This is a genomic window from Streptomyces sp. BB1-1-1, assembly GCF_031597775.1.
Taxonomy (GTDB): domain Bacteria; phylum Actinomycetota; class Actinomycetes; order Streptomycetales; family Streptomycetaceae; genus Streptomyces; species Streptomyces thinghirensis.
Window position 1 is genome coordinate 5,688,616 of record NZ_CP134203.1, and the last position, 24,128, is coordinate 5,712,743.

General features: G+C 72.9%; 19 protein-coding genes and 2 pseudogenes. 5 read left to right on the forward strand and 16 right to left on the reverse strand.

The features are described 5' to 3' along the window. The first annotated feature begins 46 nt into the window (after positions 1 to 46). Genes ettA through RI578_RS26130 form a run of 3 tightly spaced genes read left to right on the forward strand, consistent with a single transcriptional unit; the run spans position 47 to position 2,804 of the window. Complete coding sequence (ettA, locus tag RI578_RS26120; RefSeq protein ID WP_121747046.1) at positions 47 to 1,711, forward strand: energy-dependent translational throttle protein EttA; 1,665 nt, start codon at positions 47 to 49, stop codon at positions 1,709 to 1,711. 2 nt (positions 1,712 to 1,713) lie between these two features. After that, on the forward strand, positions 1,714 to 2,124 hold the full coding sequence (locus tag RI578_RS26125) for a thioesterase family protein (protein WP_121747045.1): 411 nt from the start codon (positions 1,714 to 1,716) through the stop codon (positions 2,122 to 2,124). Further along, a complete protein-coding gene (locus RI578_RS26130) occupies positions 2,121 to 2,804 on the forward strand; it encodes a hypothetical protein (RefSeq protein WP_310873352.1) in 684 nt (227 codons plus the stop codon). The genes RI578_RS26125 and RI578_RS26130 overlap by 4 nt, the downstream gene beginning before the upstream one ends. Positions 2,805 to 2,970: 166 nt before the next feature. On the opposite strand, the gene RI578_RS26135 is transcribed toward RI578_RS26130, so the two are convergent. Further along, positions 2,971 to 3,384, reverse strand: a complete 414-nt coding sequence (locus tag RI578_RS26135) for a globin (protein ID WP_310873353.1) — start codon at positions 3,382 to 3,384, stop codon at positions 2,971 to 2,973. Between the two features lie 56 nt (positions 3,385 to 3,440). Here RI578_RS26135 and RI578_RS26140 point away from each other — a divergent pair, with 56 nt between their 5' ends. Beyond that, positions 3,441 to 4,415: a methyltransferase domain-containing protein gene (locus RI578_RS26140; protein ID WP_310873354.1), complete on the forward strand. Its 975-nt coding sequence runs from the start codon at positions 3,441 to 3,443 to the stop codon at positions 4,413 to 4,415. 24 nt (positions 4,416 to 4,439) lie between these two features. Here the strand turns inward: RI578_RS26140 and RI578_RS26145 are convergent, their stop codons facing one another. The 13 genes and pseudogenes from RI578_RS26145 to RI578_RS26205 all read right to left on the reverse strand — a co-directional run bounded on the left by RI578_RS26145 (position 4,440) and on the right by RI578_RS26205 (position 22,081). Then, on the reverse strand, positions 4,440 to 6,017 hold the full coding sequence (locus tag RI578_RS26145; protein WP_310873355.1) for an FHA domain-containing protein: 1,578 nt from the start codon (positions 6,015 to 6,017) through the stop codon (positions 4,440 to 4,442). Between the two features lie 47 nt (positions 6,018 to 6,064). Continuing rightward, positions 6,065 to 7,411 carry a VWA domain-containing protein gene (locus RI578_RS26150; protein ID WP_310873356.1) on the reverse strand — a complete coding sequence of 449 codons (1,347 nt, stop codon included), beginning with the start codon at positions 7,409 to 7,411 and terminating at the stop codon, positions 6,065 to 6,067. A 125-nt stretch (positions 7,412 to 7,536) separates the two neighbouring features. Continuing rightward, positions 7,537 to 8,928 (reverse strand): protein phosphatase 2C domain-containing protein, encoded by a 1,392-nt coding sequence (locus tag RI578_RS26155; protein WP_310873357.1) that lies wholly within the window; start codon positions 8,926 to 8,928, stop codon positions 7,537 to 7,539. 3 nt (positions 8,929 to 8,931) lie between these two features. After that, positions 8,932 to 11,769 carry a tetratricopeptide repeat protein gene (locus tag RI578_RS26160; RefSeq protein ID WP_310873358.1) on the reverse strand — a complete coding sequence of 946 codons (2,838 nt, stop codon included), beginning with the start codon at positions 11,767 to 11,769 and terminating at the stop codon, positions 8,932 to 8,934. A 66-nt stretch (positions 11,770 to 11,835) separates the two neighbouring features. Further along, positions 11,836 to 13,170, reverse strand: a complete 1,335-nt coding sequence (locus tag RI578_RS26165; protein ID WP_310873359.1) for a hypothetical protein — start codon at positions 13,168 to 13,170, stop codon at positions 11,836 to 11,838. A 59-nt stretch (positions 13,171 to 13,229) separates the two neighbouring features. Further along, entirely contained in the window at positions 13,230 to 14,282 is a 1,053-nt protein-coding gene (locus RI578_RS26170; RefSeq protein WP_310873360.1) for a glutamate ABC transporter substrate-binding protein, read from the reverse strand. 59 nt (positions 14,283 to 14,341) lie between these two features. Next, positions 14,342 to 15,796: a hypothetical protein gene (locus RI578_RS26175; RefSeq protein ID WP_310873361.1), complete on the reverse strand. Its 1,455-nt coding sequence runs from the start codon at positions 15,794 to 15,796 to the stop codon at positions 14,342 to 14,344. A gap of 184 nt (positions 15,797 to 15,980) precedes the next feature. Beyond that, positions 15,981 to 16,952, reverse strand: coding sequence for a BadF/BadG/BcrA/BcrD ATPase family protein (locus tag RI578_RS26180; RefSeq protein ID WP_310873362.1), 972 nt, complete (start codon positions 16,950 to 16,952; stop codon positions 15,981 to 15,983). Next, positions 16,943 to 18,208, reverse strand: coding sequence for a 6-phospho-beta-glucosidase (locus RI578_RS26185; RefSeq protein ID WP_310873363.1), 1,266 nt, complete (start codon positions 18,206 to 18,208; stop codon positions 16,943 to 16,945). Before RI578_RS26185 ends, RI578_RS26180 begins: the two co-directional genes overlap by 10 nt. 31 nt (positions 18,209 to 18,239) lie before the next feature. Further along, positions 18,240 to 18,545 (reverse strand): annotated as a pseudogene (locus RI578_RS26190) (carbohydrate ABC transporter permease); the annotation flags it as partial. After that, positions 18,472 to 19,440, reverse strand: a pseudogene (locus RI578_RS26195) (extracellular solute-binding protein); the annotation flags it as partial. The pseudogenes RI578_RS26190 and RI578_RS26195, both read right to left, overlap by 74 nt. Before the next feature lie 81 nt (positions 19,441 to 19,521). Continuing rightward, positions 19,522 to 20,751, reverse strand: coding sequence for an ROK family transcriptional regulator (locus RI578_RS26200; RefSeq protein ID WP_310873364.1), 1,230 nt, complete (start codon positions 20,749 to 20,751; stop codon positions 19,522 to 19,524). A gap of 235 nt (positions 20,752 to 20,986) precedes the next feature. Beyond that, on the reverse strand, positions 20,987 to 22,081 hold the full coding sequence (locus RI578_RS26205; protein ID WP_310873365.1) for a mechanosensitive ion channel family protein: 1,095 nt from the start codon (positions 22,079 to 22,081) through the stop codon (positions 20,987 to 20,989). A 329-nt stretch (positions 22,082 to 22,410) separates the two neighbouring features. Between RI578_RS26205 and RI578_RS26210 the strand changes: the two genes are divergently transcribed. After that, a complete protein-coding gene (locus RI578_RS26210; RefSeq protein ID WP_019325428.1) occupies positions 22,411 to 22,947 on the forward strand; it encodes an HNH endonuclease in 537 nt (178 codons plus the stop codon). Positions 22,948 to 22,983: 36 nt separating this feature from the next. Here the strand turns inward: RI578_RS26210 and RI578_RS26215 are convergent, their stop codons facing one another. Then, positions 22,984 to 23,568 (reverse strand): Uma2 family endonuclease, encoded by a 585-nt coding sequence (locus RI578_RS26215; protein WP_310873366.1) that lies wholly within the window; start codon positions 23,566 to 23,568, stop codon positions 22,984 to 22,986. Next, positions 23,565 to 24,047: an ATP-binding protein gene (locus RI578_RS26220; protein ID WP_310873367.1), complete on the reverse strand. Its 483-nt coding sequence runs from the start codon at positions 24,045 to 24,047 to the stop codon at positions 23,565 to 23,567. Before RI578_RS26220 ends, RI578_RS26215 begins: the two co-directional genes overlap by 4 nt. Positions 24,048 to 24,128: the final 81 nt, after the last annotated feature.

Genomic DNA, 24,128 nt, shown 5'->3' on the forward strand with positions numbered 1-24,128 from the left:
GGGGTGTATCTGCCCACTGCCTGATCAAGCTGCCGGACGGTTTCTCTTGGCTGAGTACATTTACACCATGCGCAAGGCGCGCAAGGCGCACGGCGACAAGGTGATCCTCGATGATGTCACCCTGAGCTTCCTGCCCGGCGCGAAGATCGGTGTGGTCGGACCGAACGGCGCCGGTAAGTCGACCGTTCTGAAGATCATGGCGGGGCTGGAGCAGCCGTCGAACGGCGACGCGTTCCTGTCGCCGGGCTACACGGTCGGCATCCTGCTCCAGGAGCCCCCGCTGAACGAGGAGAAGACCGTCCTGGAGAACGTCCAGGAGGGTGTCGCCGAGGTCAAGGGCAAGCTCGACCGGTTCAACGAGATCGCCGAGCAGATGGCGACCGACTACTCGGACGCCCTGCTGGAGGAGATGGGCAAGCTCCAGGAGGAGCTGGACCACGCCAACGCCTGGGATCTGGACGCCCAGCTGGAGCAGGCCATGGACGCGCTGGGGTGCCCGCCCGGTGACTGGCCCGTCGTGAACCTCTCCGGTGGTGAGAAGCGGCGTGTGGCGCTGTGCAAGCTGCTGCTGGAGGCGCCCGACCTGCTGCTGCTCGACGAGCCGACGAACCACCTCGACGCCGAGTCCGTCAACTGGCTGGAGCAGCACCTCGCCAAGTACGAGGGCACCGTCGTGGCCGTGACCCACGACCGGTACTTCCTGGACAACGTCGCCGGCTGGATCTGCGAGGTCGACCGCGGCCGGCTGCACGGCTACGAGGGCAACTACTCCAAGTACCTGGAGACCAAGCAGACCCGCCTCAAGGTCGAGGGCCAGAAGGACGCCAAGCGCGCCAAGCGGCTCAAGGACGAGCTGGAGTGGGTGCGGTCCAACGCCAAGGGGCGGCAGGCCAAGTCCAAGGCGCGTCTCGCGCGGTACGAGGAAATGGCGGCCGAGGCCGACAAGATGCGGAAGCTGGACTTCGAGGAGATCCAGATCCCGCCGGGCCCGCGCCTGGGCAACGTCGTCGTCGAGGTCAACAACCTCACCAAGGGCTTCGGGGACAAGGTCCTCATCGACGACCTGAGCTTCACGCTGCCGCGCAACGGCATCGTCGGTGTCATCGGCCCGAACGGCGCCGGCAAGACCACCCTCTTCAAGATGATCCAGGGCTTCGAGGAGCCGGACTCCGGCAGCATCAAGGTCGGCGACACGGTCAAGATCTCCTACGTCGACCAGAGCCGCGAGAACATCGACCCGAAGAAGACGCTCTGGGCGGTCGTCTCGGACGAGATGGACTACATCAACGTCGGCCAGGTCGAGATGCCCTCGCGGGCGTACGTCTCCGCCTTCGGGTTCAAGGGACCGGACCAGCAGAAGCCGGCCGGCGTGCTCTCCGGCGGTGAGCGCAACCGGCTCAACCTCGCGCTCACCCTCAAGCAGGGCGGCAACCTGCTCCTCCTCGACGAGCCGACCAACGACCTCGACGTCGAGACCCTCGGCAGCCTCGAGAACGCCCTGCTGGAGTTCCCCGGGTGCGCCGTGGTCGTCTCCCACGACCGGTGGTTCCTGGACCGCGTCGCCACCCACATCCTCGCCTACGAGGGTGACTCCAAGTGGTTCTGGTTCGAGGGCAACTTCGACTCGTACGAGAAGAACAAGGTCGAGCGGCTCGGCGCCGACGCCGCGCGTCCGCACCGTGCCACCTACAAGAAGCTGACCCGGGGCTGATCTTGCGGCACATCTACCGCTGCCCACTGCGCTGGGCGGACATGGACGCGTACGGCCACGTCAACAACGTGGTCTTCCTCCGCTACCTGGAGGAGGCCCGTATCGACTTCCTGTTCCGCCCGGAGAAGGACTTCAAGCAGGGGTCCGTGGTGGCACGCCATGAGATCGACTACAAGCGGCAGCTCGTCCACCGGCACCACCCGGTCGACATCGAGCTGTGGGTCACGGAGATAAGGGCCGCCTCCTTCACGCTCACCTACGAGGTCAAGGACGGCGACCAGGTCTACGTCCGCGCCTCGACGGTGATCGTGCCGTTCGACTTCGAGACGCAGATGCCGCGCCGGATCACCGCGGAGGAACGGGAGTTCCTTCGCGAGTACACGGACGACAAGGAGGAGGCCGTCGCCGCATGACGGTCCTCCATCTGGCCGACGAGGGGGAGGCCGCGGATCTCGCCGCCTTCCTCTCCCGCCTGCTCCACTACGACCGTTCGGCGGCGGTGCGCCTCCAGGCGGCCGGCACCGCCCTCGCCGTCTTCGGCCGGCCGCCCTCCTTCGAGGTGCTGGCCGTGCGCGCGGTGCGGCTGGCCAAGCCGTACGAGAACGGCCTCGACGCCACGCTGGACGTGACCGTGTCCGCCGGTGAGCTGCTGGAGACGGTGGACGAGGCTGCGGCCACCGCCGGAGTACCGGGGGCGGTGACCGGGCCGCCGTGGGCCGGCGTACTGCCCCCGCGCGGCGGCTGGCGCCCCGAGCCGGGGCTGCCCGCCCCGGACGCCCTGCGCGCGCTGGTCGCCGCCGCGGTGGCGGAGTTCCGCACCCGAACCGGGGAGCTGGCGCCCGAGGGCCGTACGCGGGCCGAGCTGGACCGGATCGGGCGGGAGATATGGTCCCGGACGGTCGGCGACACCGGGCTGCCGGTCCGGGCCGTGCACGCGGCCCAGTCACTGGGGTTCCTGCGGCCCCCTGGGGCGTCCGGTGAGGACGCACCGCAGCTGTTCTCCTCGGGCGCGTGGCTGCGGCTGCGCACGCCCTTCGGGTCGGTCGCCCTGCGCCGGGCGGGGACCGGGGCGCTGGGCATCAGCGTGCGCTGACCCAGACGCCGCTCGTCCGGCGTCACTCGTCCTGCGTCGCTCCGGCCCGATCAGTCACGCCTGATCGGTCCTGCCCGCTCAGTCCTGCTCGCTGACGTCCGGCCGTACGGCGGCCGTGACCGGATTCCGGCGCCGGACGACCGGATTCCGGCGCCAAGTCACGGGGTCAGCCGGCAGTGTTGATCATCGAGGCCGCCGCGTACGTCAGGTACTTCCAGAGCGTCTGCTCGTGCTCCTCGGAGAGCCCCAGCTCGTCGACGGCGACCCGCATGTGCTTCAGCCAGGCGTCGTGCGCCGCCCGGTCGACGGCGAAGGGGGCGTGACGCATCCGCAGCCGCGGGTGGCCGCGGTTGTCGCTGTACGTCGTCGGGCCGCCCCAGTACTGCATGAGGAAGAGCGCGAAACGCTCCTCGGCCGGGCCCAGGTCCTCCTCCGGGTACATCGGCCGCAGGATCGGGTCCTCGGCGACCCCCTGGTAGAAACGGTGGACGAGCCGGCGGAAGGTCTCCTCCCCGCCGACCTGCTCGTAGAAGGTCTGCTCCTGAAGCGTGCCGCGCCGAATCTCGTTCACGTCGTCCATGGTCTCAGACGCCGGGACATAGGACTTGAGTCCTAGGACCCCCGTACTGTGGAGGCATGGGCGGGCACCGGGATCTGGACGGCCTCGCCGCCTCCGCGCGGGCGGAGCTGGTGCGGGAGATCGAGCTGAGCGGCGCCTGGGCGGCCGAGCCGGTGTGGCGGGAGGCCTTTGCGACGGTTCCGCGCCACCTCTTCGTTCCCTACTACTACGTCGGCGTCCGGGGCGGCTACGAACGCCGGTGGGGCGAACACCCCGACCGGCACGCCCGCGAGCGCTGGGTGCACGGCGCCTACGCCGACACCCCGCTGGCCACCCGGCTGCGCGACGGCGAACTGCTCTCCTCCAGCAGCCAGCCGTCGCTGATGGCGATGATGCTGGTGGAGCTGGGCGTGAGAGACGGCGACCGGGTCCTGGAGATCGGCGCCGGCACCGGTTACAACGCCGCCCTGCTCGCCCACCGGCTCGGCGACGACGACCTGGTCACCACCGTCGATCTGGACACCGACATCACCGAGTCGGCCCGCCGGCACCTGGCTGCCGCCGGGTACCACCCGGCCGTCGTCACCGGCGACGGCGCCCGCGGGGTGCCCGAACGCGCTCCCTACGACCGGATCCTCGCCACCTGCGCGCTGCCCTCGATCCCGCGCGCCTGGCTCGCCCAGTGCCGCCCCGGCGGCCGGATCCTGACCCCGCTCGCCACCGGCCTGGTCGTCCTCACGGTCCGCGACGCCGGGCACGCCGAGGGCCGCTTCCTGCACACGCCCGCGTACTTCGTGCCGCTGCGCGGCGCGGACCGGTCCGAGCCGGACACGCCGGGCCTCGGCGGGGTGCCGCGCCGGGCCCGGGAGGACGACCTGTTCCGCTTCCTGCTGGCGCTCGGCCGGGGCAGCCTCGACCCGCAGGAGGCGTACGCCCTGTGGGACCGCGAGGGCGCGCCGCAGCGCGAGCGCTACGGGATCACCGTCAGCGGCGAACGGGCCTGGGCCTGGCTGGACGACCCGGAGGGCCCGTACGCCTGGCCCTTCACCTGACGGGCACGGCGGGGCCCTGTCCCGTCAGCCCCGGCGGATCGTGATCGTCGTCCAGGCGCCGACGTGCACCCGGTCGCCGTCCTGGAGCGGCACCGGCACGAAGGGCTGGATCGGCTCGTCGCCGCCGTTGACCGTCGTGCCGTTCGTCGAGTTCTGGTCGACGACCGCCCAGCTGCCGTCCGGCTGCTGCACCAACACCGCGTGCTGGTGCGAGACGCCGGGGTCCTCCGGCGGCACCGCCAGGTCGATGTCCGGGGTGTCGCCGGTGGAGTGCCGGCGGCGGCCGATCGTGAACTGGTTGCCGGTGAGCGTGCGCTGCTGCTCGGGCGAGTACGCGGGCAGGTTCAGGCCCGCGGCCTCGGGACCGGAACGCTGCATCATCGCCATGAAGTAGTCGCGGTCCGGCCCGATCGTCGCCGTCCAGGTCGTCGGCTGCTGGGGCCGCTGCGGCTGCTGGGGCTGCTGGGGGAACCCGTAGCCGCCGCCCGGCGGGGGCGGCGGGGCCTGGGTCGCGCCGGGCGGCGGATAGCCGTAGCCGTTGCCCTGGGCCGGGCTCGGTCCGCCCGGTCCGCCCGGTCCGCCCTGTCCGGTGGACGACGGCGGGGAGAGCACCCAGTCGTCGTCACCGCCGCCGAAGGACGGGCCGCCCTGCTGCGGGCGGTTGGTCTCCTGCGGGAAGGCGGGCGGGGCCGGCGGGCCGGACTGCTGGTACGCCTGCGGGGCACCCCCCGGCCCACCGGGGCCGGGCGGCGGCGGAACCGGCCGCGACGGGTCGGCACCGAAACCGGGCGGGGGCGGCGGGCCGCCGGGGCCACCAGGACCGCCGGGACCGCCAGGACGGTGCGGGCCACCGGGACCACCGGGACCACCAGGGCCACCGGGACCCTGCGGGCCGCCGGGGCCTTGCGGGCCACTGGGACCAACGGGGCCGCCGGGGCCTTGCGGGCCACCAGGACCACCGGGGCCACCAGGACCACCAGGGCCGCCGGGGTTGAAGGGTCCGGAGGGACCATTCGGGCCGCCCGGACCACCGGGACCCGGACCACCGGGACCACTGCCGGGCCCGCCCGGACCACCGGGACCACTGCCCGGGCCGCCCGGACCACCGGGACCACTGCCCGGGCCGCCCGGACCACCCGGCCCCGACGGGCCGCCGCCGAAGGGCGGTCCCGGCGGGATCGGCTCGGCGGGGCGGTTCATCTGGGACGGGCGGGAGCCCTGGTAGTCGTACGAGTCACCGCCGCCGTACGACGGCCCCGCCGGCGGCTGCTGGAAGTGCGGCGCCGGACCACCGGGCGCCGGCGGGCGCGGCGCGGCCGGGGTGTACGAGGTGGCGGTGTTGGTGAGGAAGTTCCACCGGCACTCCTCGCAGAACGGCGCCGCGCCCTCACGCGGCGTGCGGCACTGCGGGCACAGCTGCGGTTCGGCACCGGGGCCACCGGGACCGCCGGGGCCACCGGGACCGCCGGGCGGCGGGAAGCCGTAGCCGCCGCCCGGGGGCGGAGGCGGGGGAGGGGGCGGCACGGCACCGGCCATGCGGTGACCGCAGACCTCGCACCAGTCGTCGGAACCCGACTGGTGTCCGTTCGGGCAGGTCGGCATGTCGGAGCTTCCCCCTCTTGCGGGCTTGTGGAGTGTGTTGTCCTGCGTCACTTCTTTACACGAACAGTCTTTGTCGACCGAGTCTCGAGAGTCATCTCGTCGGCCTCCTCGACCTTCGCTTTCAGTCGCACAGTACCTTCCGCCGCGTCGACGACGTCCACCACCTTCGCGAGCAGTTTCGCGGTATCCGCGTTTCCGGAGGCTCCGGCGAGCTGAACCGCACGGCCCAGTTTGGCCGTTGCTCCGTCGAAGTCTCCCGCTTTGCGCAGATCAAGCCCTTGTTGGATGACCTGTGCCAGTTCGGCCTGCCCGGTGTAGTGGGCCACTTGCGGGTTGATCGACGTGGAGGCGGCCATGTCGTCCGTCCACACGGCCCGTACGAGACCCTGCGCGCCGAGGTTCTGGACGCTTCCGTCGGGCTCCGGGATGACCAGGGAGACGCGGGCGGCCAGCATCTCCTGGCCGAGGTTCGCGGCCGGTACTTCCACGCAGACGTGGTAGTCACGGGACTCGTCGCCCCAGGAACCGGTGGGGTAGTCCCCGGCACGCGGGCCCGCCTCGGTGCGGCGGCCGGTCAGTTCCTCGACCGTGGGGGCGACCTGCTTGACGAACTTCACCGTGGTGCCGACCGGGGTCCACAGGCGCAGGGCGACGTCCGCGACCTCCTTGCCCATGGCCGTCTCCATCATCCGCGTGAAGTCGGCGGCGAGGCCGGCCGGGTCGGCGACGATGTCGGCGGTGCCGAGCATGGCGGAGGCGATGCCTGTGACTTCTTTCACTTCCCAGTCGGTGCCCACGCCCCGGGCGTCGCAGGTGAACCGCCCGGCGCAGGAGTCGAGTGCCGCCTTGAGGTCTTCCGGCGACTCGTGCTCGTTGCGGCCGTCGGTGAGCAGGATGCCGTGCCGGATGGCGACGTCCGCGGTGGACAGCAGCCGGTCGGCCAGCCGGAGCCAGGTGCCGATGGCGGTGCCGCCGCCCGCGCTCAGCTTGCGCAGTGCCTGCTTGGCCTGCTCCCGGGTGGTGGCGTCGGCGACCGCGAGCCGGCCGCCGCCCGGGTAGACCTCCTTGGCGACGTGCGTGCCGCCGACCACCGCGAAGTGCACGCCGTCGCGCAGGGTGTCGATCGCGGCGGACGTCGCGTCGCGGGCGTTGCGCATCTTGGTCGGCGGGTAGTCCATCGAGCCCGAGCAGTCGACCATCACCGCCACGGCCGCGGACGGACCCTGGCCCGGTGAGTACAGGTGGGGCGCGGCGACCGCGCTCCCGATCGTGCCGCCGCCGGTCGCGGTGACCGTCACGATGGCGTTGACCTCACGGCCGCCCTCGGGCAGGTACTCGTTCTGGTAGACGTCCACCGAGAACTGCGGCACGTTCGACTTCGAGAAATTGGCCATGCCGGATCGCATCCCCCTCTACGTCCCCACGGTGGTGGGGTGTCTGGCTGCCGGCGCGGGCCGCCCCCTGCGACCCGCGAGACCACCCCGCGCCCGTACCCGTACCTGTACCCGCGCGATGGCTCTCAGGCCGATCCTGCCCCCTGCGGCGGGGCCGGGAACGGCAGGAGGGCCACTGTTACGTTGTCGTGGCCCCCGCCGTCCAGGGCGTGACCGACCAGGACGCGGGCGCTGTGCAGCGGGCGCGCGGCGGCGTCGAGGGGCATGGCCTCGGCCATCTCCTCCGCCGACTCGGCGTAGTTCCACAGGCCGTCCGTGCAGACCACGACCACACCCGGGCGGTCCGGCTTGAAGGACGCGGTGTGCGGCTCCAGTTCGTAGGCGTCGGCGCCGAGCCAGCCGGTGATCGCGTGGGCGCGCTCGTCGGCGTACGCCTCGGCCTCGCTCATCAGGCCGGCCGCGACCATCTGCGCGGCCCACGAGTCGTCCTCGGTGAGCCGGGCGGGCGGGGTGCTCCGGTCGACCGGCACCCAGTAGACGCGGCTGTCGCCGACCCAGCCGACGACCAGCAGGCCCGAGGCCACCACGGCGCCGACCAGGGTGCAGGCGGGCGCGTTCTGGTGCGGGGCCTGCTCGCGGGCGGTGGCGGGTTCGTCCGCCAGCGCGTTGACGGCGTGCGAGGCGGCGAGGATGGCGTCGTGCATGGCCTGCTGCGGGTGCGTGCCCCGCGGCAGGGCGGTGAGCAGCGACTCGCCGGCCGCCCGGGACGCGGCGAGCGAGGCGTCGTCGGGGCGGGTCGCGGAGGACACGCCGTCGCAGACGATCGCCACGGTCGCGGGCGTGCCGTCGGGCAGCGCGGTGCAGCCGACGGAGAACGCGTCCTCGTTGCGGTGATGGCGCAGACCGCGGTCGCTGACCGCGGCGACGGGGCCGGACTCCTGCTCCATGTGGTCGCGTTCGCGGGGCTGGGCGTGCCCGCAGTTCTCGCAGTAGCCGTCGTCGTCGACCCGGCCCGCGCGGCAGGCCACGCACACCTTGGCGCCCGCGGCCGGTGCCGGTCCCGCCGGTCCGGCGGGGGCCTGCGGCTCGGTCGCCAGTCGCGGGTCGGGCGCCTGGAGCGGGTACTCCTCGGGCTCCCCCGGCCGGTCGGGACGGTCGAACCGCACGCCGGGCGCGGGTGACTCCGGCGGCGCCGCCGGCATCGGCGGTGCGGCCGGTGGGGTCGGCGGCAGCGGGGAGCCGCCCGAGTCGGTGCCCGGCACCTCGGCCGCCGCGTGCACCGGGGCGGGCCGGCCGGAGCCGTCCGAGTCCCGGGCCACGGGCCAGTCCACGCCGTCCGGCGGCGAGGACGGCGCGGGCACCGAGCCGCTCATGGCGATCGTCGGGCTGTCGTCGGGCCGCGCGGGCACTGCGGACAGGTCGTATCCGCACGCACCGCAGAAGCGGTCGCCCGACTCGAGGGGTTCCTCGCAGCTCGGGCACTTCGACACGGCGGCCTGCTGGGGCATCTGCGACATCAACTACACCCACGTCCGGGGGCGGTAACGATTGGCACGTTCCACCAGGTCGATCCTCTCCTCGCCGCCCCGCGCCAGCCGAGCCAGCGTGCGGTACGAACGCTCCAGGCCGAAGCGCAGGCCGCGTTCGTCCAGGCCGCTGCCGAGCAGCGTCCGTCCCCCGGCGGCGGGCGGGACGGAACCCTGACCTCCGGAGAGTACCCAGTCCAGCGCGCAGCCGAGGACCTCGGCCGACAGCTGCTCGCGCCGCGCCGGATCCAGACCGTACACGTCCAGCGCCTCGACCTGCCGCGCGGCGGCGACCAGATCGTCCAGGAACGCCACGTCGCCCGCGCCCGCGGTGCGCTGCCGCAGCCGTGCCCGTACGGCCGCGACGCGCGCGGCCGTGCAGTGTATGGACGACTCCGGTACCGACTCCAGCGTCCGTACGGCACCGGTCCGGTCGCCGCCGGCGAGCTGCACGCGGGCCAGCCCGAACGCCGCGCTCACATGGCTCGGGTCGGACGACCACACCAGGCGGTAGTACTCGGCGGCGTTGTCGAGCTGCCCCAGCACCTCCGCACACAGGCCGAGCGCGAGCTTGGGCGCGATCTCGCCCGGGAAGGCGTCGTAGATGGCGTCGAAGGCCAGCGCGGCGACCTCGTGATCCCCGGTCACCAGTGCGGCCAGTCCCCGGTACCAGACCACCCGCCAGTCGTCCGGCCGCTCGCCCTCCAGCGTCTCCAGGGCCGTCAGCGCGCCGGGCGCGTCGCCGTTCTCCAGCCGCGCCCGGATCTGCCGCAGCCGGGTCTCGGTCGACGGCGCCGGCGCGGCGGCCAGCGCGGTCAGCAGCTCAGCCGGCGCGGACGCCATGAGGCCCGCCAGGAAGCCCGCGTTGGGGTCGCCCGCGTCGACCCGGGGCACCGGCAGGGCGAGGGCGGCGGTGGGCGCGTCGGCCGACTTGACCAGGCCGGAGGCACGGACGTCGAGCCCACCGGGCCCGTCGACAGCGCCGGCTCCGCCGGGCCCGCCGACGGCGCCAGGTCCGCCGACGGCGCCGGGTCCGCCGACAGCGCCGACACCGCCAGGTCCGCCGACCTCGCCAGGTCCGCCGACCTCGCCGACCGAGCTCACCGCACCCGGCAGCCCGGCGCTCGCGCCCGCTCCGCCGGCCGGTCCGGTACTCGTGCCGGGCCCGCCGGGCCCGCCGTAGCCCGTGCCCGTCCCGCCCGGCGCCCCGACCGCCGCGCTCGTCCCGCCCGGCAGCGCGGGGCCGTTGCCCGCGCCGCCCGGCCCCAGCGCCGGAGCCGAGGCGGAGCCGCGCCTCCTCGTGCCCGGCACCCGGGCCCCCAGTCGCGACACGTCGCCGTCCAGCCGCGGGAACAACTCCGTGTCCGTCACCCTGATTTCCGGGCCGAACAGCGTGGACACGGCGGGCCGGGCGCGGCCCGTCTGGAGCGAGACCACCTCGCGCAGCACGCCCGTCAGCTGCTCGGCCATCTCCTGCGCGGAGGCGAACCGGCGGGCCGGATCGGGGTCGGTGGCGCGCACCAGCAGCCGGTAGAACGACTCGTACCGCCTGAAGACGTCGATGGTGTCCGGGTCCGGCAGGGAGTCGGCGTAGACGTTGGTGTAGCCCTGGAAGTCGAACGTCAGCACGGCGAGGGTGCGGCCGACGGTGTACAGGTCGGACGCCACCGACGGGCCGACGTCGGCGACCTCCGGCGCCTGGTAGCCCACCGTGCCGTAGATGGCCGACTCCTCGTCGTCCATCCGGCGCACCGCGCCCATGTCGATCAGCTTGAGCTGGTCCTCGGTCTGGATGGCGTTGTCGACCTTGAAGTCGCAGTAGAGCAGGTTGCGGCTGTGCAGGTGGCCCAGCGCCTCCAGCGCCTCGATGCCGTACGCGCAGGCCTGCTCGACCGGCAGCGGGTCGCGCCTGCCCTCGGGGGAGCGCCGCGCGTTGGCGATCTCCTTCAGCGACTTGCCGCCGACGTACTCCATGACGATGTAGCCGTCCAGCGAACCCGTCCGCTGGTCGAGGTGCTCGACGAAGTTGTAGATCCGCACGATGTTGGCGTGCTCGATCTCGGCGAGGAACCGGCGCTCGGAGATGGCCGCCGCCATCGCGTCCTGGTCGCCGGTGTCCAGCAGGCCCTTGAGGACCACCCAGCGGTCGGAGACCGCCTTGTCCACGGCGAGGTAGATCCAGCCGAGCCCGCCGTGCGCGAGGCAGCCCACCACCTCGTACTGGCCGTGCACGACGTCCCCGGCCTTCAGCTTGGGCACGAACGAGTACGGGTGGCCGCACTTGGTGCAGAAGCCCTCCGTGCGCCCGGGCCGCTCCCCGCGCGCCCGCCCGACCTGCGCCCCGCAGTCCGAGCGCGAGCAGAATCGCTTCCGCTCGGGCACCTCCGGGTTGTCCAGGACCATCGCGCGCGGGTCGGGCCGCGGGATCGCCGGGACCTCGACGAGGCCGGCGCCGAGGCGTCCGCGCGCGGAGGAACCGGCGGGGGAACCCGAGCTGCGCACCGACACCGACCGGCCCGTCGAGCGTCCCGACACCGACCGCGACAGCCGTCCCGACACCGAACGCCGAGACCTCGATGAGCGCGACGACTGCGACGACGTACGCGAACTGCGGCCGCTGGACCGCGAACTGCCGCTGCCCGCCGAACCGCGCGATCCGCGTGAGCCCCGGCCGCCGCCACCGGTGACCCCGGTCGGCGTCGAGCCCACCATGCCGTTGGCGGCGACGACCGGCGCGAGACCGCACGTGTCGCAGTACAGCTCGCCGCCGCCCATGTCCTCGTAGGCCCCGCCGCAGCCGGGACGCTGACACGTCCGCTGTGCCTCACTCATGACACTGCCTCCCCCCTACGGAGTGTCGTTCGGATCCTGCCGAGGTCGCGGGGCCTGCCCTGTCGCTCACGCGCCGGGCCCCGTCCGGTCCACCGGCCCGCCCTGACCGGGCACGCGCGGGGCGGAGCCGAGCAGGTCGGCCGCCGCGTGCTGGTAGCGCAGCACGGCCTGCTCGGCGACGCGCAGGTCGCAGGGCGCGCTCCACAGCATGCGGCGCGCCTTCTCGTACTTCTCGGCCAGCTCGGGATCCTCGGCGTGGCCGAGCCGGGCCACCTTCGCCTTGTACGCGTCGAGCCGGCCGCGCAGCTCCGCGCGGACCGCCAGCGGCGCGGTGACCGCCGTCAGCGACTCGCGGGCGCGCAGCAGCTCGTCCTCCGCCTTCTCCTCCAGGGACTCCAGGAGCGGGGACAGGCGGTGCCACTGCGCGTGTCTGCGGTACTCGGCGGCCGCCGCCAGCTGCTCCTGCAGCACCGTCGGCGGCCCGCTGACGACCGGCACCTCCGTCGCGGCGATCTTCGCCAGCACCTCGCCGCGCGCGGTGCGGGCCTCGGCGAGTGTGCGGTCCGCGCGGGAGAGTATGTCCCGCAGGGACACGATCCGGCGCTCCGCGTCCTGGCGCACCGTCAGCACGGCGTCGATCTCGCGGCGCACGTCCTCCAGGGCGCGCGCCTCCCGGTCGTACACCGTGGTGTCGGGCCGGCCGCCGCCCGGCGCGGAACTGCCCTCGGCGGGCAGCCAGAAGGCGAGCGGGTCGGACACCACCCGCTCGCGCAACTTCGTCAGGGTGCGGGTGATCCGCTCCAGGTCGTCGCCGGCCGGGTGCTCGCCGGGGCGGACGCCCACGGAGTGCGCGAGGCGGCGGGTGCGCTGGAGCTCGGCGGCGAGTAAATCGATCCGCGCGGGCAGCGCCGACCACACCGCGTCGGCGGCGACCACCATGTCGAGGGAGGTCGCGTAGAGCTGGTTCATCCGATCGACCAGGGTCGCCAGCGAGTAGCGCTCGCTGAGCCGTCCCGGACCGCCGTCCAGGGTGGGCGCGGCGGCCGTGGCGGTGGCGCCGCCGGCCACCGTGACGGCCTCGCCGCGCAGCAGTTCGGTCAGCTCGGCCAGGTCCTCGCGGCTGGACCAGCGGCGCCGGGAGCGGATCTCCCGTGCCGTGCGCAGCGCGCCCGTGTACGCGTCGAAGTAGGTCCACAGCAGCGTGATCGAGGCCTCCGCGGCGGCCCAGCGCTCGCCGGTCACCCCGGTGAGCTCGGCGCCTTCGAGGAGTCTGCGGCCCGCGTGGTCCTGGAGGGAGAGGAGCGAGGTCTCGACCGCCTCGTGCTCCGCGCCGAGCCGCGCCAGCGCACGGTCCACCTCGTCCCGGTCCATCACCGGCCCGGTGGGTCCCGTGTCGCCCATCGATCACCCCTCGCTGTCGCGGACTTGTGCGTGCTCTTTCCCTGCGCTGCGGCGGTCGTTCAGTTCTCGCGCAGATACTGCGGGGGCGGCGGCTCCGACTTCCTCGAGTCGTCCCCCATGGTCTCCGACAGCCATTCGTCGTACGAGTGCTGCCAGCCCTCGGCCTTGTCCGCGCGCCACTCCACCAGGATCTGGTTGACCCGGCGTACCAGATCGTCGGCATCCTTCTTCATCGCCACGCCGTAGTACTCGGTGGTGAAGGCGTCGCCCTGCAGTTCGACCGTCGGGTCCTGCGCGGCCTGGCTCGCGGCGAGCGCGCCGTCGGTGACCACCGCGTCGGCCTCGCCGAGCTGGAGCCGTACCAGGCAGTCGAGTTGGTTGGGCACGGTGGTGCTCAGGTCGGCGTCGGCGGACAGCTTGCCGTCCTGCTGGTCCTGCTCCAGCGTGCTGAACGCCGTCGAACCCGCCGCCGAGCAGATCCTCTTGCCGGCGAGCGTGTCGTTGTACCCGGTGATGTCCGAGGACTTGGGCGCGAGAACCTGCTGGCCGGTCTCGAAGTAGGGCGCGGAGAAGGCGACGTCCTGTATGCGGTCGCAGTTGATGGTCATCGTGCGGACCACCATGTCGACCCGGCCGTCCTGGATCGCGGGTATGCGCTGGTCGGTGGGGATCGCCTTGAACTGCACGGCGTCCGGGTCGCCGAGGATGTCCTCCGCGATGCGGTGCACCAGGTCGATGTCGAAGCCCTCCAGCTCGGCGTCCCCGCCGCTGTTCGGGTCGCGGTAGCCCCAGCGGTAGCTGTTCTGGTCGACGCCGACGATCAGCTTGCGCTTCTCGCCCTCGCGGCTCTGGATCTCGTCGATGGTGGGGCCGTCGGCGTCGTCCGGGGACAGCGTCTGCTGCTCCGGGTCCGTGCACTCCTCGGCCGCGCGCGCCTGGCTGCCGTGGGCCACCCCGTGGCCGGCGGTGCCGGTGCCCGCGCCGCCGGTCTCGCCGTGCGAGCGGACCACCGGCAGGAGCAGGGCGAAGAGCACGGCGAGGGCGCAGGCGAAGGCCATCGCCCCCACACCGCCCCAACCCCTCAGTCCGGCCCGCAGTCGTCGTGCACGCATCCTCGTGCCTCCTTCCACGGGTGTCCCTCCCCGCCCGTCCGCCGGGCCCGCGCCCCGCTTCACCGGTACTCCGAGAGCCTGCGGCCGATACCCAGCAGCGCGCCGGCCGCGCCGAGCCCGGCCAGGACGCCGGCGCCCTGCGGCAGATAGCCCATCGCGTCCAGCCCGTCCCCCGCCGCCTGCTCGAACTCCCGCTCCTCGTGCTCGATGGCGGCGGCCAGCGAGGTGTCGACGCCGTCGAAGCACTCGACCGTGGCGCCCTTGCCGCCGATGACCAGGTCCAGCGCCTGCTGGTAGTTGCCGCTCTCGTCCTGCTCACGGGCCGAGGCGTGGCGCTTCTTCCACTCCGCCATGTCGCCGTTGGCCGCCGCGACCGGCCGCTCGCCCGCTTCGTCGTCGGCGAGCCGCTCCGCCTCGGCCAGGCCCTTGCCGAGGGTGTCCATGTTCTTCCCGAAGTCGAAGTCGTAGGCGTCGAACGTCTCGTCGCCCACCTTCTTCGTCTCCGCGCCGCGTGCCACCAGCGTGAGGTTCTCGTTGCCCCGGGCCTTGAGGGAGGCGATGCGGGCGTCGTGCAGCACGTCCAGGGAGCGTACGCCGTGGTCGTAGGAGTCGCCCAGGTTCGACCGCGCGACGCTGTGGCCGACGACCAGCCAGAGCATGACGATCGTGGCGGTGGCCGTCGCGGCGACCATGCCGTGGTTCAGCACCCGGTTGGTACGCCGGTAGTTGCGGTGCTGCGCCCAGGCCAGGGCGGCGAGCGCGAGGACGCCGAGGGTCAGCGCGGCCCAGGGGTAGGGCCTGGCGTCCGCGTAGTCGGCGCGCAGCCGCTGGTTCTCCTTCTTGTAGAGGTCCTCCGCCGCCGGGAGCATGTCCTGCTGCATCTTCTCGTTGGCGTAGCGCAGATAGGCGCCGCCGACCGGGAAGCCCTGGCGGTTGTAGGTGCGGGCGCGCTCGATGAGGCCCTTGTACTCGGGCAGGAGGCGGTTGAGCTCGGTGATGGTCGCCGCGGAGGGGGAGTCGGGGTCGGAGTTGGCGGCGGCCGTCACGAGCCCTTCGGCGGCCGTGCGGATGCCCTTCTCGTACCGGTCCCGGGACGCCTTGGTCTCCTGTCCGCCGGCCAGGAAACCACTGGAGGCGGCGGTGTTGGCGTCGGCGAGGGAGCGGTAGATGTCGGCCGCGTCGGAGGTGAGCGGCTGGCTGCGGGTGAGCACGTCGTCGGCGGCCTGGGACCGGGCGTTCATCTGCCAGGCGGTGACGGCGCCGAAGGCGACGACGAGCGCGGCGAGCAGCGCGCCGATGATCCGCAGCCGCCCCGGCTCGGTGACGGCCGCCGCGCGCAGCCGGTCCACGCCCTCGGCGAACGCGGTGCGGCGGGGCTCCGAGGGCGGGGGCCCGGCGGGTGCGCCGCCCGTGCGCTGCGGGGGCAGTGGCCGGGGCTGCGGCGGTACGGCGGGCAGGGCGGGCGCGCCGGTGCCCGGCGGTGGCGCCGCGCTGCCCTTCGGCGGTCGAGTCACTGCTGACCTCCCCCATGGTCATCCGTCGCCGCAAGTATCCCTGCCCGCACCGACATTCGCACCGGCCTTCACCCGATCTTGATTCGATCCAGGTGCAACGCACCACCCCTGCCCATGAATACGCCAGGGGAACCGGTTCGGTTCCCCGGCCCGGGCCCCGGAGTGGGCGTCGGGTGGTGACGTCTCAGGTGGCGAAGTGGGCCCGGACCCGTGCGTGGGCCCCGGGGGGTGCCCCCGCTCGGTCGAGTCCGAGGAGGGCCGCGCCCAGGACGGGGCGTGCCGTCACCACTCGGGGTACGGCCTTGGGGGCGCGGGACGTCAGCAGGTGTCGTATGCGGTCGTCGAGTTGCGGGTGCCGTGCCGCCAGTACGCTGCCGCCCAGGAGGACCGGCGTCTCCTCCGCGAGCAGGTCCAGCCGGGTCAGCGCGACCGTGGCCATGGCCACCACCTCGTCGGCCTGCCGGTCGACGACCGCCCGGGCGAGCGGGTCGCCGTCCGCCGCCGTGGCGAAGAGCACGGGGGTCAGCTCGTGGCGCCGGACCGGCTCGATGTGCCGCAGGTGCAGGGCCTCGATGAGGGCGTACATCGAGCCGAGCCCGAAGTGGGCCGGCAGGGTGCGGGCCAGTTCCGTGGGCTCTCCGCGCCCGTCCGCCGCCCGGGCCGCGTGCCACAGCGCCTCCTCGGCCAGCCCCCAGCCGCCGCCCCAGTCGCCGGAGAGCCGCCCGATGGCCGGGAAGCGGGCGGTGCGGCCGTCGGGGCGCATGCCCACGCAGTTGACGCCGGCGCCGCACACGACGGCGACGCCGAGCGGCTCGTCGACGCCCGCCCGCAGGAGGGCGAACGTGTCGTTGCGTACGTCCACGCTCGTGCCCCACGCGCGCGCGTCCAGCGCGGCGGCCAGCTGCTCCTCCTCCACGGGCAGGTCGGCGTTGGCCAGGCACGCCGAGACGTGCTCGACGGAGGTGACGCCGGCCGCGGCGAAGGCCCGCGCCACCGCCTCCGCCAGTGTGTCCACGGCCCGCTCCACGCCCACGGCGGGCGGCCGGAAGGCGCCGCCGCGGGCCGTGGCGAGGACCTCCCCGTCGGCCGTCACCACGGCCACGTCGGTCTTGCTGTTGCCCGCGTCGACGGCGAGCAGGCTTGCGGTCAGGCCCACGCCAGGTGCTCCCGGTTGTGTGCGATCAGCCGGTCGGTGAGCTGCTCGGCGTACGCGTACTGGCCGACGAGGGGGTGGGCGAGCAGCGCCCGCAGCACCCGGTCCCGGCCGCCGCGCAGGGCCGCGTCCAGGGCCAGGTCCTCGTACGCCGTCACGTTCGCCATCAGGCCCGCGTACAGCGGGTCCACGGCCGGTACCGGCAGGGGAGCGGCGCCCTTGCCGCCCACCGCGGCCGGCACCTCGATCACCGCGTCGTCGGGGAGGAAGGGCAGCGTGCCCCGGTTGTACGTGTTCACCACCTGGTACGGGGAGCCGGCGCCGCCGAGCAGGGCCGCGGCCAGGTCCACGGCCGCCTCCGAGTAGTAGGCGCCGCCCCGCTTCGCGAGCAGGGCGGGCTTCTCGTCCAGGGCCGGATCGCCGTACATCTCCAGCAGCCGCCGCTCCATCTCCGCCACCTCGGCGGCCCGGGAGGGCTTGGTGCGCAGCTCGTCGACGACCTCGTCGTGCGCGTAGTAGTAGCGCAGGTAGTAGGAGGGGACGACGCCCAGGCGGTCCAGGAGGGGCCGGGGCAGGCGGAGGTCGGCGGCGACCGCGTCCCCGTGCTCGGCCAGCAGCCGGGGCAGGACGTCCTCGCCCTCGGGGCCGCCGAGGCGGACGCCGGTCTCCCAGGTGAGGTGGTTGAGGCCCACGTGGTCCAGGTGGACGTCGGCGGGTGCCACCCCGAGGAGCGCGGCGAACTTGCGCTGCAGCCCGATCGCCACGTTGCACAGGCCGACCGCCCGGTGCCCGGCCTGGAGCAGGGCGCGGGTCACGATGCCGACCGGGTTGGTGAAGTCGATGATCCAGGCGTCCGGGTTGGCCCGGCGGACCCGCTCGGCGATGTCCAGCACCACCGGCACGGTGCGCAGCGCCTTGGCCAGGCCGCCCGCGCCGGTCGTCTCCTGGCCGACGCAGCCGCACTCCAGGGGCCAGGTCTCGTCCCGCTCACGGGCGGCCTGGCCGCCGACGCGGAGCTGGAGCAGTACGGCGTCGGCGCCGTCCACGGCCGCGTCCAGGTCGGAGGTGGTGACGATGCGGCCGTCATGGCCCTGCTTGGCGAAGATGCGGCGGGCGAGGCCCCCTACCAGCTCCAGCCGGTCCGCCGCCGGATCGACGAGGACGAGTTCTTCGACCGGCAGCGTGTCCCGCAACCGGGCGAAGCCGTCGACGAGTTCGGGCGTGTAGGTCGAACCGCCGCCGACCACGGTGAGTTTCATGCGGTCATCAGTCCTTTGCTCATTCCCTTGCTCATCCCTTGACTCCGGTCAGCGTGATGCCCTCGACGAACGCCTTCTGCGCGAAGAAGAACACGAGGATCACGGGGGCCATGACCAGCACGGTCGCGGCCATGGTGAGGTTCCAGTCGGTGTGGTGGGCGCCCTTGAAGGACTCCAGGCCGTAGGAGAGGGTCCAGGCGCCGGGGTTCTCGGAGGCGTAGATCTGCGGGCCGAAGTAGTCGTTCCAGGCGTAGAAGAACTGGAAGAGGGCCACGGCCGCGATGCCCGGCTTCGCCATCGGCAGGACGACCTTGAGCAGGGTGCGCAGCTCCCCGCAGCGCGTCCTTCGCCATGCCGAGCCGCCACTCGCCGTCGAGCTGCATGGCCACCTGACCGGTGTGGAAGGGGTGCTTCGCGCCCCACTCGTCGCCGAAGGTGTTGCGGTACTTCTCCAGCTTCCCGAAGCCGCCGAGGTCGTCGACGAGCTTCTTCTGGTACCTGAACATCTCCGCGAAGGCCGGGTCCTCGGCGACGTTGGACTTGCCGTTCTCGTCGAAGTACGCGTGGTCCCACTGGGACATGTAGTGGTCGACCACGGTCTCGTAGCCGTGGTAGTTCGGCATGAAGCCGAGCTGCTCGTAGCCGTCACCCTCGGGTTTGGTGAGCTTCTTCGCCACCTCGGCGAACTCCGACCAGGTCTTCGGCGGCTGTTCGATCCCGGCCGCCTCGAAGGCGTCCTTGTTGTAGTAGAGGCCGTAGGCGTCGCCGAGCAGCGGCAGGGCGCAGCGCGTGCCCTCGAACTGCGTGTAGTCCAGCATCGGCTTCGGGATGAGCGCCTCCAGGTCGAGCTTCGACTTCTCGACGAAGGGCTTCAGGTCGAGGAACGCGCCCGAGGAGCAGAACTTGCCGATGTTGGAGGTGGTGAACGACGACACCACGTCCGGGCCGCTGGAACCACCCGCGCGCAGGGCCTGGTTGAGCTTGTCGTCGTTGATGTTGCCGACGACCTTCACCTTGATGTTGGGGTGCGCCCTCTCGAAACGGTCCACGTTCGCCTGTACGGCCTTCACCTCGGCGGGCGCGCTCCAGCCGTGCCAGAAGGTGATGGTGGTCTCGGCGTTCGGGTCGTCCGTGGCGCCGGTGCCGGACTGACCGGTGCAGGCGGTGGCGAGGAGGGTGAGGGAGGCGGAGGCGGCGACCGCGAGGACCGCTTTTCTGGATATTCCGGTCATGACGGATCTCCCTGGGGCAGAGGTGGGAGGGGCAGGGCGGGAAGGGCGTGGCGGAGAGGGCGTGAGCGTGAGCGGGGTGCTTCAGCGCGAGGTGTCGAAGACCTCGTCGCGGGTGGTGGCCAGCGCGCTCTCCAGCGCGCCGCGCAGGACGGGATGCTCGGTCACGTCACCGACGACGAGCCGGGGCCTGGACGCGGCCAGCTCCTCCAGCTCGTCCTGGACCAGGGCGCGCAGCGCCTCACCGCCCGCGGTGAGCGAGGTGCCGCTCAGGACCACCAGTTCGGGGTCCAGGACGGAGACGAGGGAGGCGAGACCGGTGGCCAGTCGGGTGGCGTACGTCCGGAGCAGGCGGCGGTGCGGGTCGTTGTCGTCGTCGGTGGCGGCGGCGGCCCGCGCCGCCCGGGCGACGAGGGCGGCGGCGACCTCGTAGTACGACCCGGAGGGCACGGAAGTGACGCCGAGCTCCCGGGCCAGGCCGGCCAGGGCCTGGGAACCGGCCAGCTCCTGGAAGCCGCCGCTGCCCGTACGGCTGACCTTGCGGGCCAGCGGGGCGCCCGGCACCGGCAGGAACCCGACCTCGCCCGCGCCGCCGGTCCAGCCGCGGTGCAGCCGGCCGCCGAGCACCAGGGCGGCGCCCAGGCCCTCCTGGTTCCACAGCAGGACGAAGTCCTCGTGGCCCCGGGCCGCGCCGAGGCGCTGCTCGGCCACGGCGGCGAGGTTCACGTCGTTCTCGTACTCGACCGGCATCGGCAGGGCGGCGGCGAGTTCGCCGAGCAGGGTCGGGGAGTGCCAGCCGGGCAGGTGGGAGGCGTAACGCAGCCGCCCGGTGCCCGGGTCGAAGGCGCCCGGGGTGCCGATGACGAGGCGGCGGACGTCGTCCCGGGCGAGTCCGGCGGCCTTCACCGCGCCGTCGAGCGCGTCGGTGACCTGCTGGACGACGGGAGTGGCGGCACGCCGGCCCGGGGCGGGCAGCTCGTGCCGGCCGACCGTGCGCCCCGTGACGTCGGCGACCGCGGCGAGGATGCGGTCCGGGGTGACGTCGAGCCCGGCGGCGTACGCGGCGGCCGGGTTGACCTCGTAGAGCTGGGCGCCGGGTCCGGGGCGTCCCTCGGTCGTTCCGCCGGCCAGCACGAGCCCCGCCGCCTCCAGGCGGGCCAGCAGTTGGGAGGCGGTCGGCTTCGACAGGCCGGTGAGCTTGCCGATCCGGGTGCGGGACAGCGGGCCGTGCTCCAGCAGGAGGTCCAGGGCGGCCCGGTCGTTCATGGCGCGCAGGACGCGCGGGGTGCCCGGCGTGCCGGCGATTTCTGCCATGCGTGTCCACCCCTGCCTCTCGACCGCTCAGCTTTTCAGTGCCCGGTGGAGGAAGTCCACCGGCCGCCCTCCGTCCGGAGGTGAGCGGGATCCGAGTCTGTTGGGAAAGTTTGTCTGTTAGGAAAGTTTCCTGTTGACTCAGAAACGTAGAGCCGCCGCGGAGGGGGCGTCAAGAGAGCGCCCCCGAGACGACGCGGTCGTCACCTCGGGGGCGGAAGGGGAGCGCGGGCCGGAACTACTTTGTGGTGCTCGTCGGAGGGATCGGGGACGCCGCGACGGACTGCGGCGACACCGTGCTCGCGTACGCCGACGGCGCCGCGACGCCGGCCGTCGGGTCGGCGGCCGCGGCCGGCTGCCCCGGGATCTCGGGACCGCCGACGATCTGGATGTCGGCCGCGTCGAAGGCCCGCTTGATGCGCCAGCGCAGCTCGCGCTCGACGGTGAGGGACTTGCCGGGCATGACCTTCGCGGAGACCCGCACCACCATCGAGTCGAGCAGTACGGAGTCCAGGCCGAGCACCTCGATCGGGCCCCAGAGCATCTCGTTCCAGGGCTCTTCCTTGCCCATCCGCTCGCCGACGGCGGCGATGGTCTCCTTCACCTTGTCCAGGTCCTCGGCGGAGCGGACGGTCACGTCCACACCGGCCGTCGACCAGCCCTGGGAGAGGTTGCCGATCCGCTTGACCTCGCCGTTGCGGACGTACCAGATCTCGCCGTTGTCGCCGCGCAGCTTGGTCACCCGCAGCCCGACCTCGATGACCTCGCCGGAGGCCACGCCCGCGTCGATGCTGTCGCCGACCCCGTACTGGTCCTCCAGGATCATGAAGACGCCGGAGAGGAAGTCGGTGACCAGGTTGCGGGCGCCGAAGCCGATCGCCACGCCGGCGACACCGGCGGACGCGAGCAGCGGCGCGAGGTTGATCTGGAAGGTGCCGAGGACCATCAGGGCCGCGGTGCCGAGGATGAGGAAGCTGGCCACCGAGCGCAGTACGGAGCCGATGGCCTCCGAGCGCTGGCGGCGCCGCTCGGCGTTGACCAGCAGGCCGCTCAGCGCGGTGCTGGCGCCCGTCCCGGCCCTGCGGTTCATCCGGTCTATCAGCTTGGTGATCGCCCGCCGCACCACCACCCTGAGCACCGCCGCTATCACCATGATCAGCAGCACCCGCAGCCCGATCGCGAGCCACGTCGACCAGTTCTCCTCGACCCAGCCGGCGGCGTTCGTCGCGCTCTTCTGGGCGTCCTGGAGCGAGGGCACCGCCGGGGCCGTCGGGGACGGCGACGGGGACGGCGACGAACCGGCGGCCGACAGGACGGCGGCGGACAGGGACACGGCGGGTACCTCCAGATGCGGCGACCCGTCCTCACCGGGCGGGGCCAAGGTCGGGTCCGAGGTCCGCTCCAAGGTCACGGAAAGGTCACCGGACGGGCAGAAGCACCACACTAACGGGGCACCGGGCGCGGATCGGCCCGAAACGGTCGGGAGAGACGGTACTCACCCGCGCTTGAACTGGTCACGGTCGTGGGGATGCATTCCGTGTGGTCGAAAACACTCCCAGCCCGTTACCGGGACATGGTGGCGCTTCCACCAGCCATGAGGGGAGACTGACTACGGATCGTCCCGGCGCGAGCCACGCGCCGCCGGCGTACAAGGAGGCATCCGTGCCGCATGTCCTGGTTCTCAACGCGTCGTACGAGCCACTCGGCGTCGTACCGCTCCGCCGCGCGCTCGTCCTCGTCCTCGAGAACAAGGCCGTATGCCTTGAGGAGTCCGGCGCCTATCTGCACAGCGCGACCGTCACCGTGCCCGCACCCAGCGTGGTCCGGCTCAAGCGATTCGTGCGGGTGCCCTACCGGGGGCCCGTCCCGCTCACCAGGCGGGCGCTCTTCGCACGCGACGGGGGCCGCTGCATGTACTGCGGCGCCGTCGCCACCAGCGTCGACCACGTCATCCCGCGCAGTCGCGGGGGCCTGCACGCGTGGGACAACGTCGTGGCGTCCTGCCGCCGCTGCAACCACGTCAAGGCCGACCGGCACCTCGGCGAGATCGGCTGGCGCCTGCGCCACAAACCCGCCCCGCCCACCGGCCTGGCCTGGCGCATCATCGGCACGGGCCATAGGGACCCGCGCTGGCTGCCGTACTTGCAGCCGTACGGCGCGGAGGACGCCATGGCCCGGATCGACGGCATTTCCGCCTGACGATCCGGGCCTTCGCGTACGCCGGGCCGGGTTCGCTCAGCGCACCCAGTTCTTCAGCGACTCGGTGTCCAGGGCGATCCCGACCGGCTCGGGGAGCGCGACCTCCTTGCCGAAGGGCAGCGTCTGCACGGTCTCGTACAGTCCCCCGTCCGGCCGGCTGTGCACCTTCACCTCGAAGGCGTCCCGATCGATCAGGAGGTAGACCGGGATACCGGTCTCGGCGTAGGCCCGGGGCTTCTCGACACGGTCGCGCCGGTCGGTGTCCGAGTCGTACGAGGTGACCTCGACGACCATGAGGACGGGGGCGGCGTCGGCCCATTCGCCCTGGCCGACGAAGGCCTCCGCCGGGGCCAGTGAGCCGTCCGGTCGGGCGCGACCGCCACGGTATGCCTCGATCACCAGTCCCTGTGTCGGATCCAGCCACAGGTCGGGTCGGTGTTGCATGCAAATGCGCGTCAGCCACTGGATGACGCGTCCGTGGTCGCCGTCGGGCACGGCCTTCCCCCCAAGATGTCCGTTGATGAACTCGAGCCGCGCGCCTTCTATGCTCCGGTCGGCGTGGCGGGCGAGTTCCTCGAACTCGGTGACGAGCATCTGCGGCCTGTCAGCGGTCACGGTCACAAGGCTCCTCCGGATCTGCGGGGGTCCACACGCTCAGCGTAGGGGAGATCCGGCCTGCCGGGCGGGGCATCCCACTCGGCGTACACCGTCTTGCCGACGGTCCGCGGCTCCCATCCCCATCGGTCGGCCAGCGCCCCGACCAGCTGAAGTCCTCGCCCGAACTGCTCGTCGACTGCCCCGACCGGGCGCGGGCGGGGCAGCCGCTCACCCCGAGGATCGCTCACCTCTACCCGGAGGATCCGGTGATCGCGTGTGAGGTGCACGCGGATGAGCCGTCCCCGGAGGCTGCCGTGCAGCAGGGCGTTGGTCATCAACTCCGAGACGACGAGGGGCACGTCTCCGGCGAGGTCCGGCTGTCCCCACTCGGCCACGGGCCGCGCGGCCCGGCGCCGGGCGAGGGGGACGCTGCGCTGGGTGGGGGTGTAGTCGAGGCGGTCCTCGTGGAGGAGTGGTAGGGGCAAGGGCACGGGTTCTGTCATGGAGAGGTGCCTTCTTGTGTGGGGGCGGTGGCTCTGCCGTGCCTCCGTGTCGGCAGGACGGTGCACTTCCGCCGGGCGACG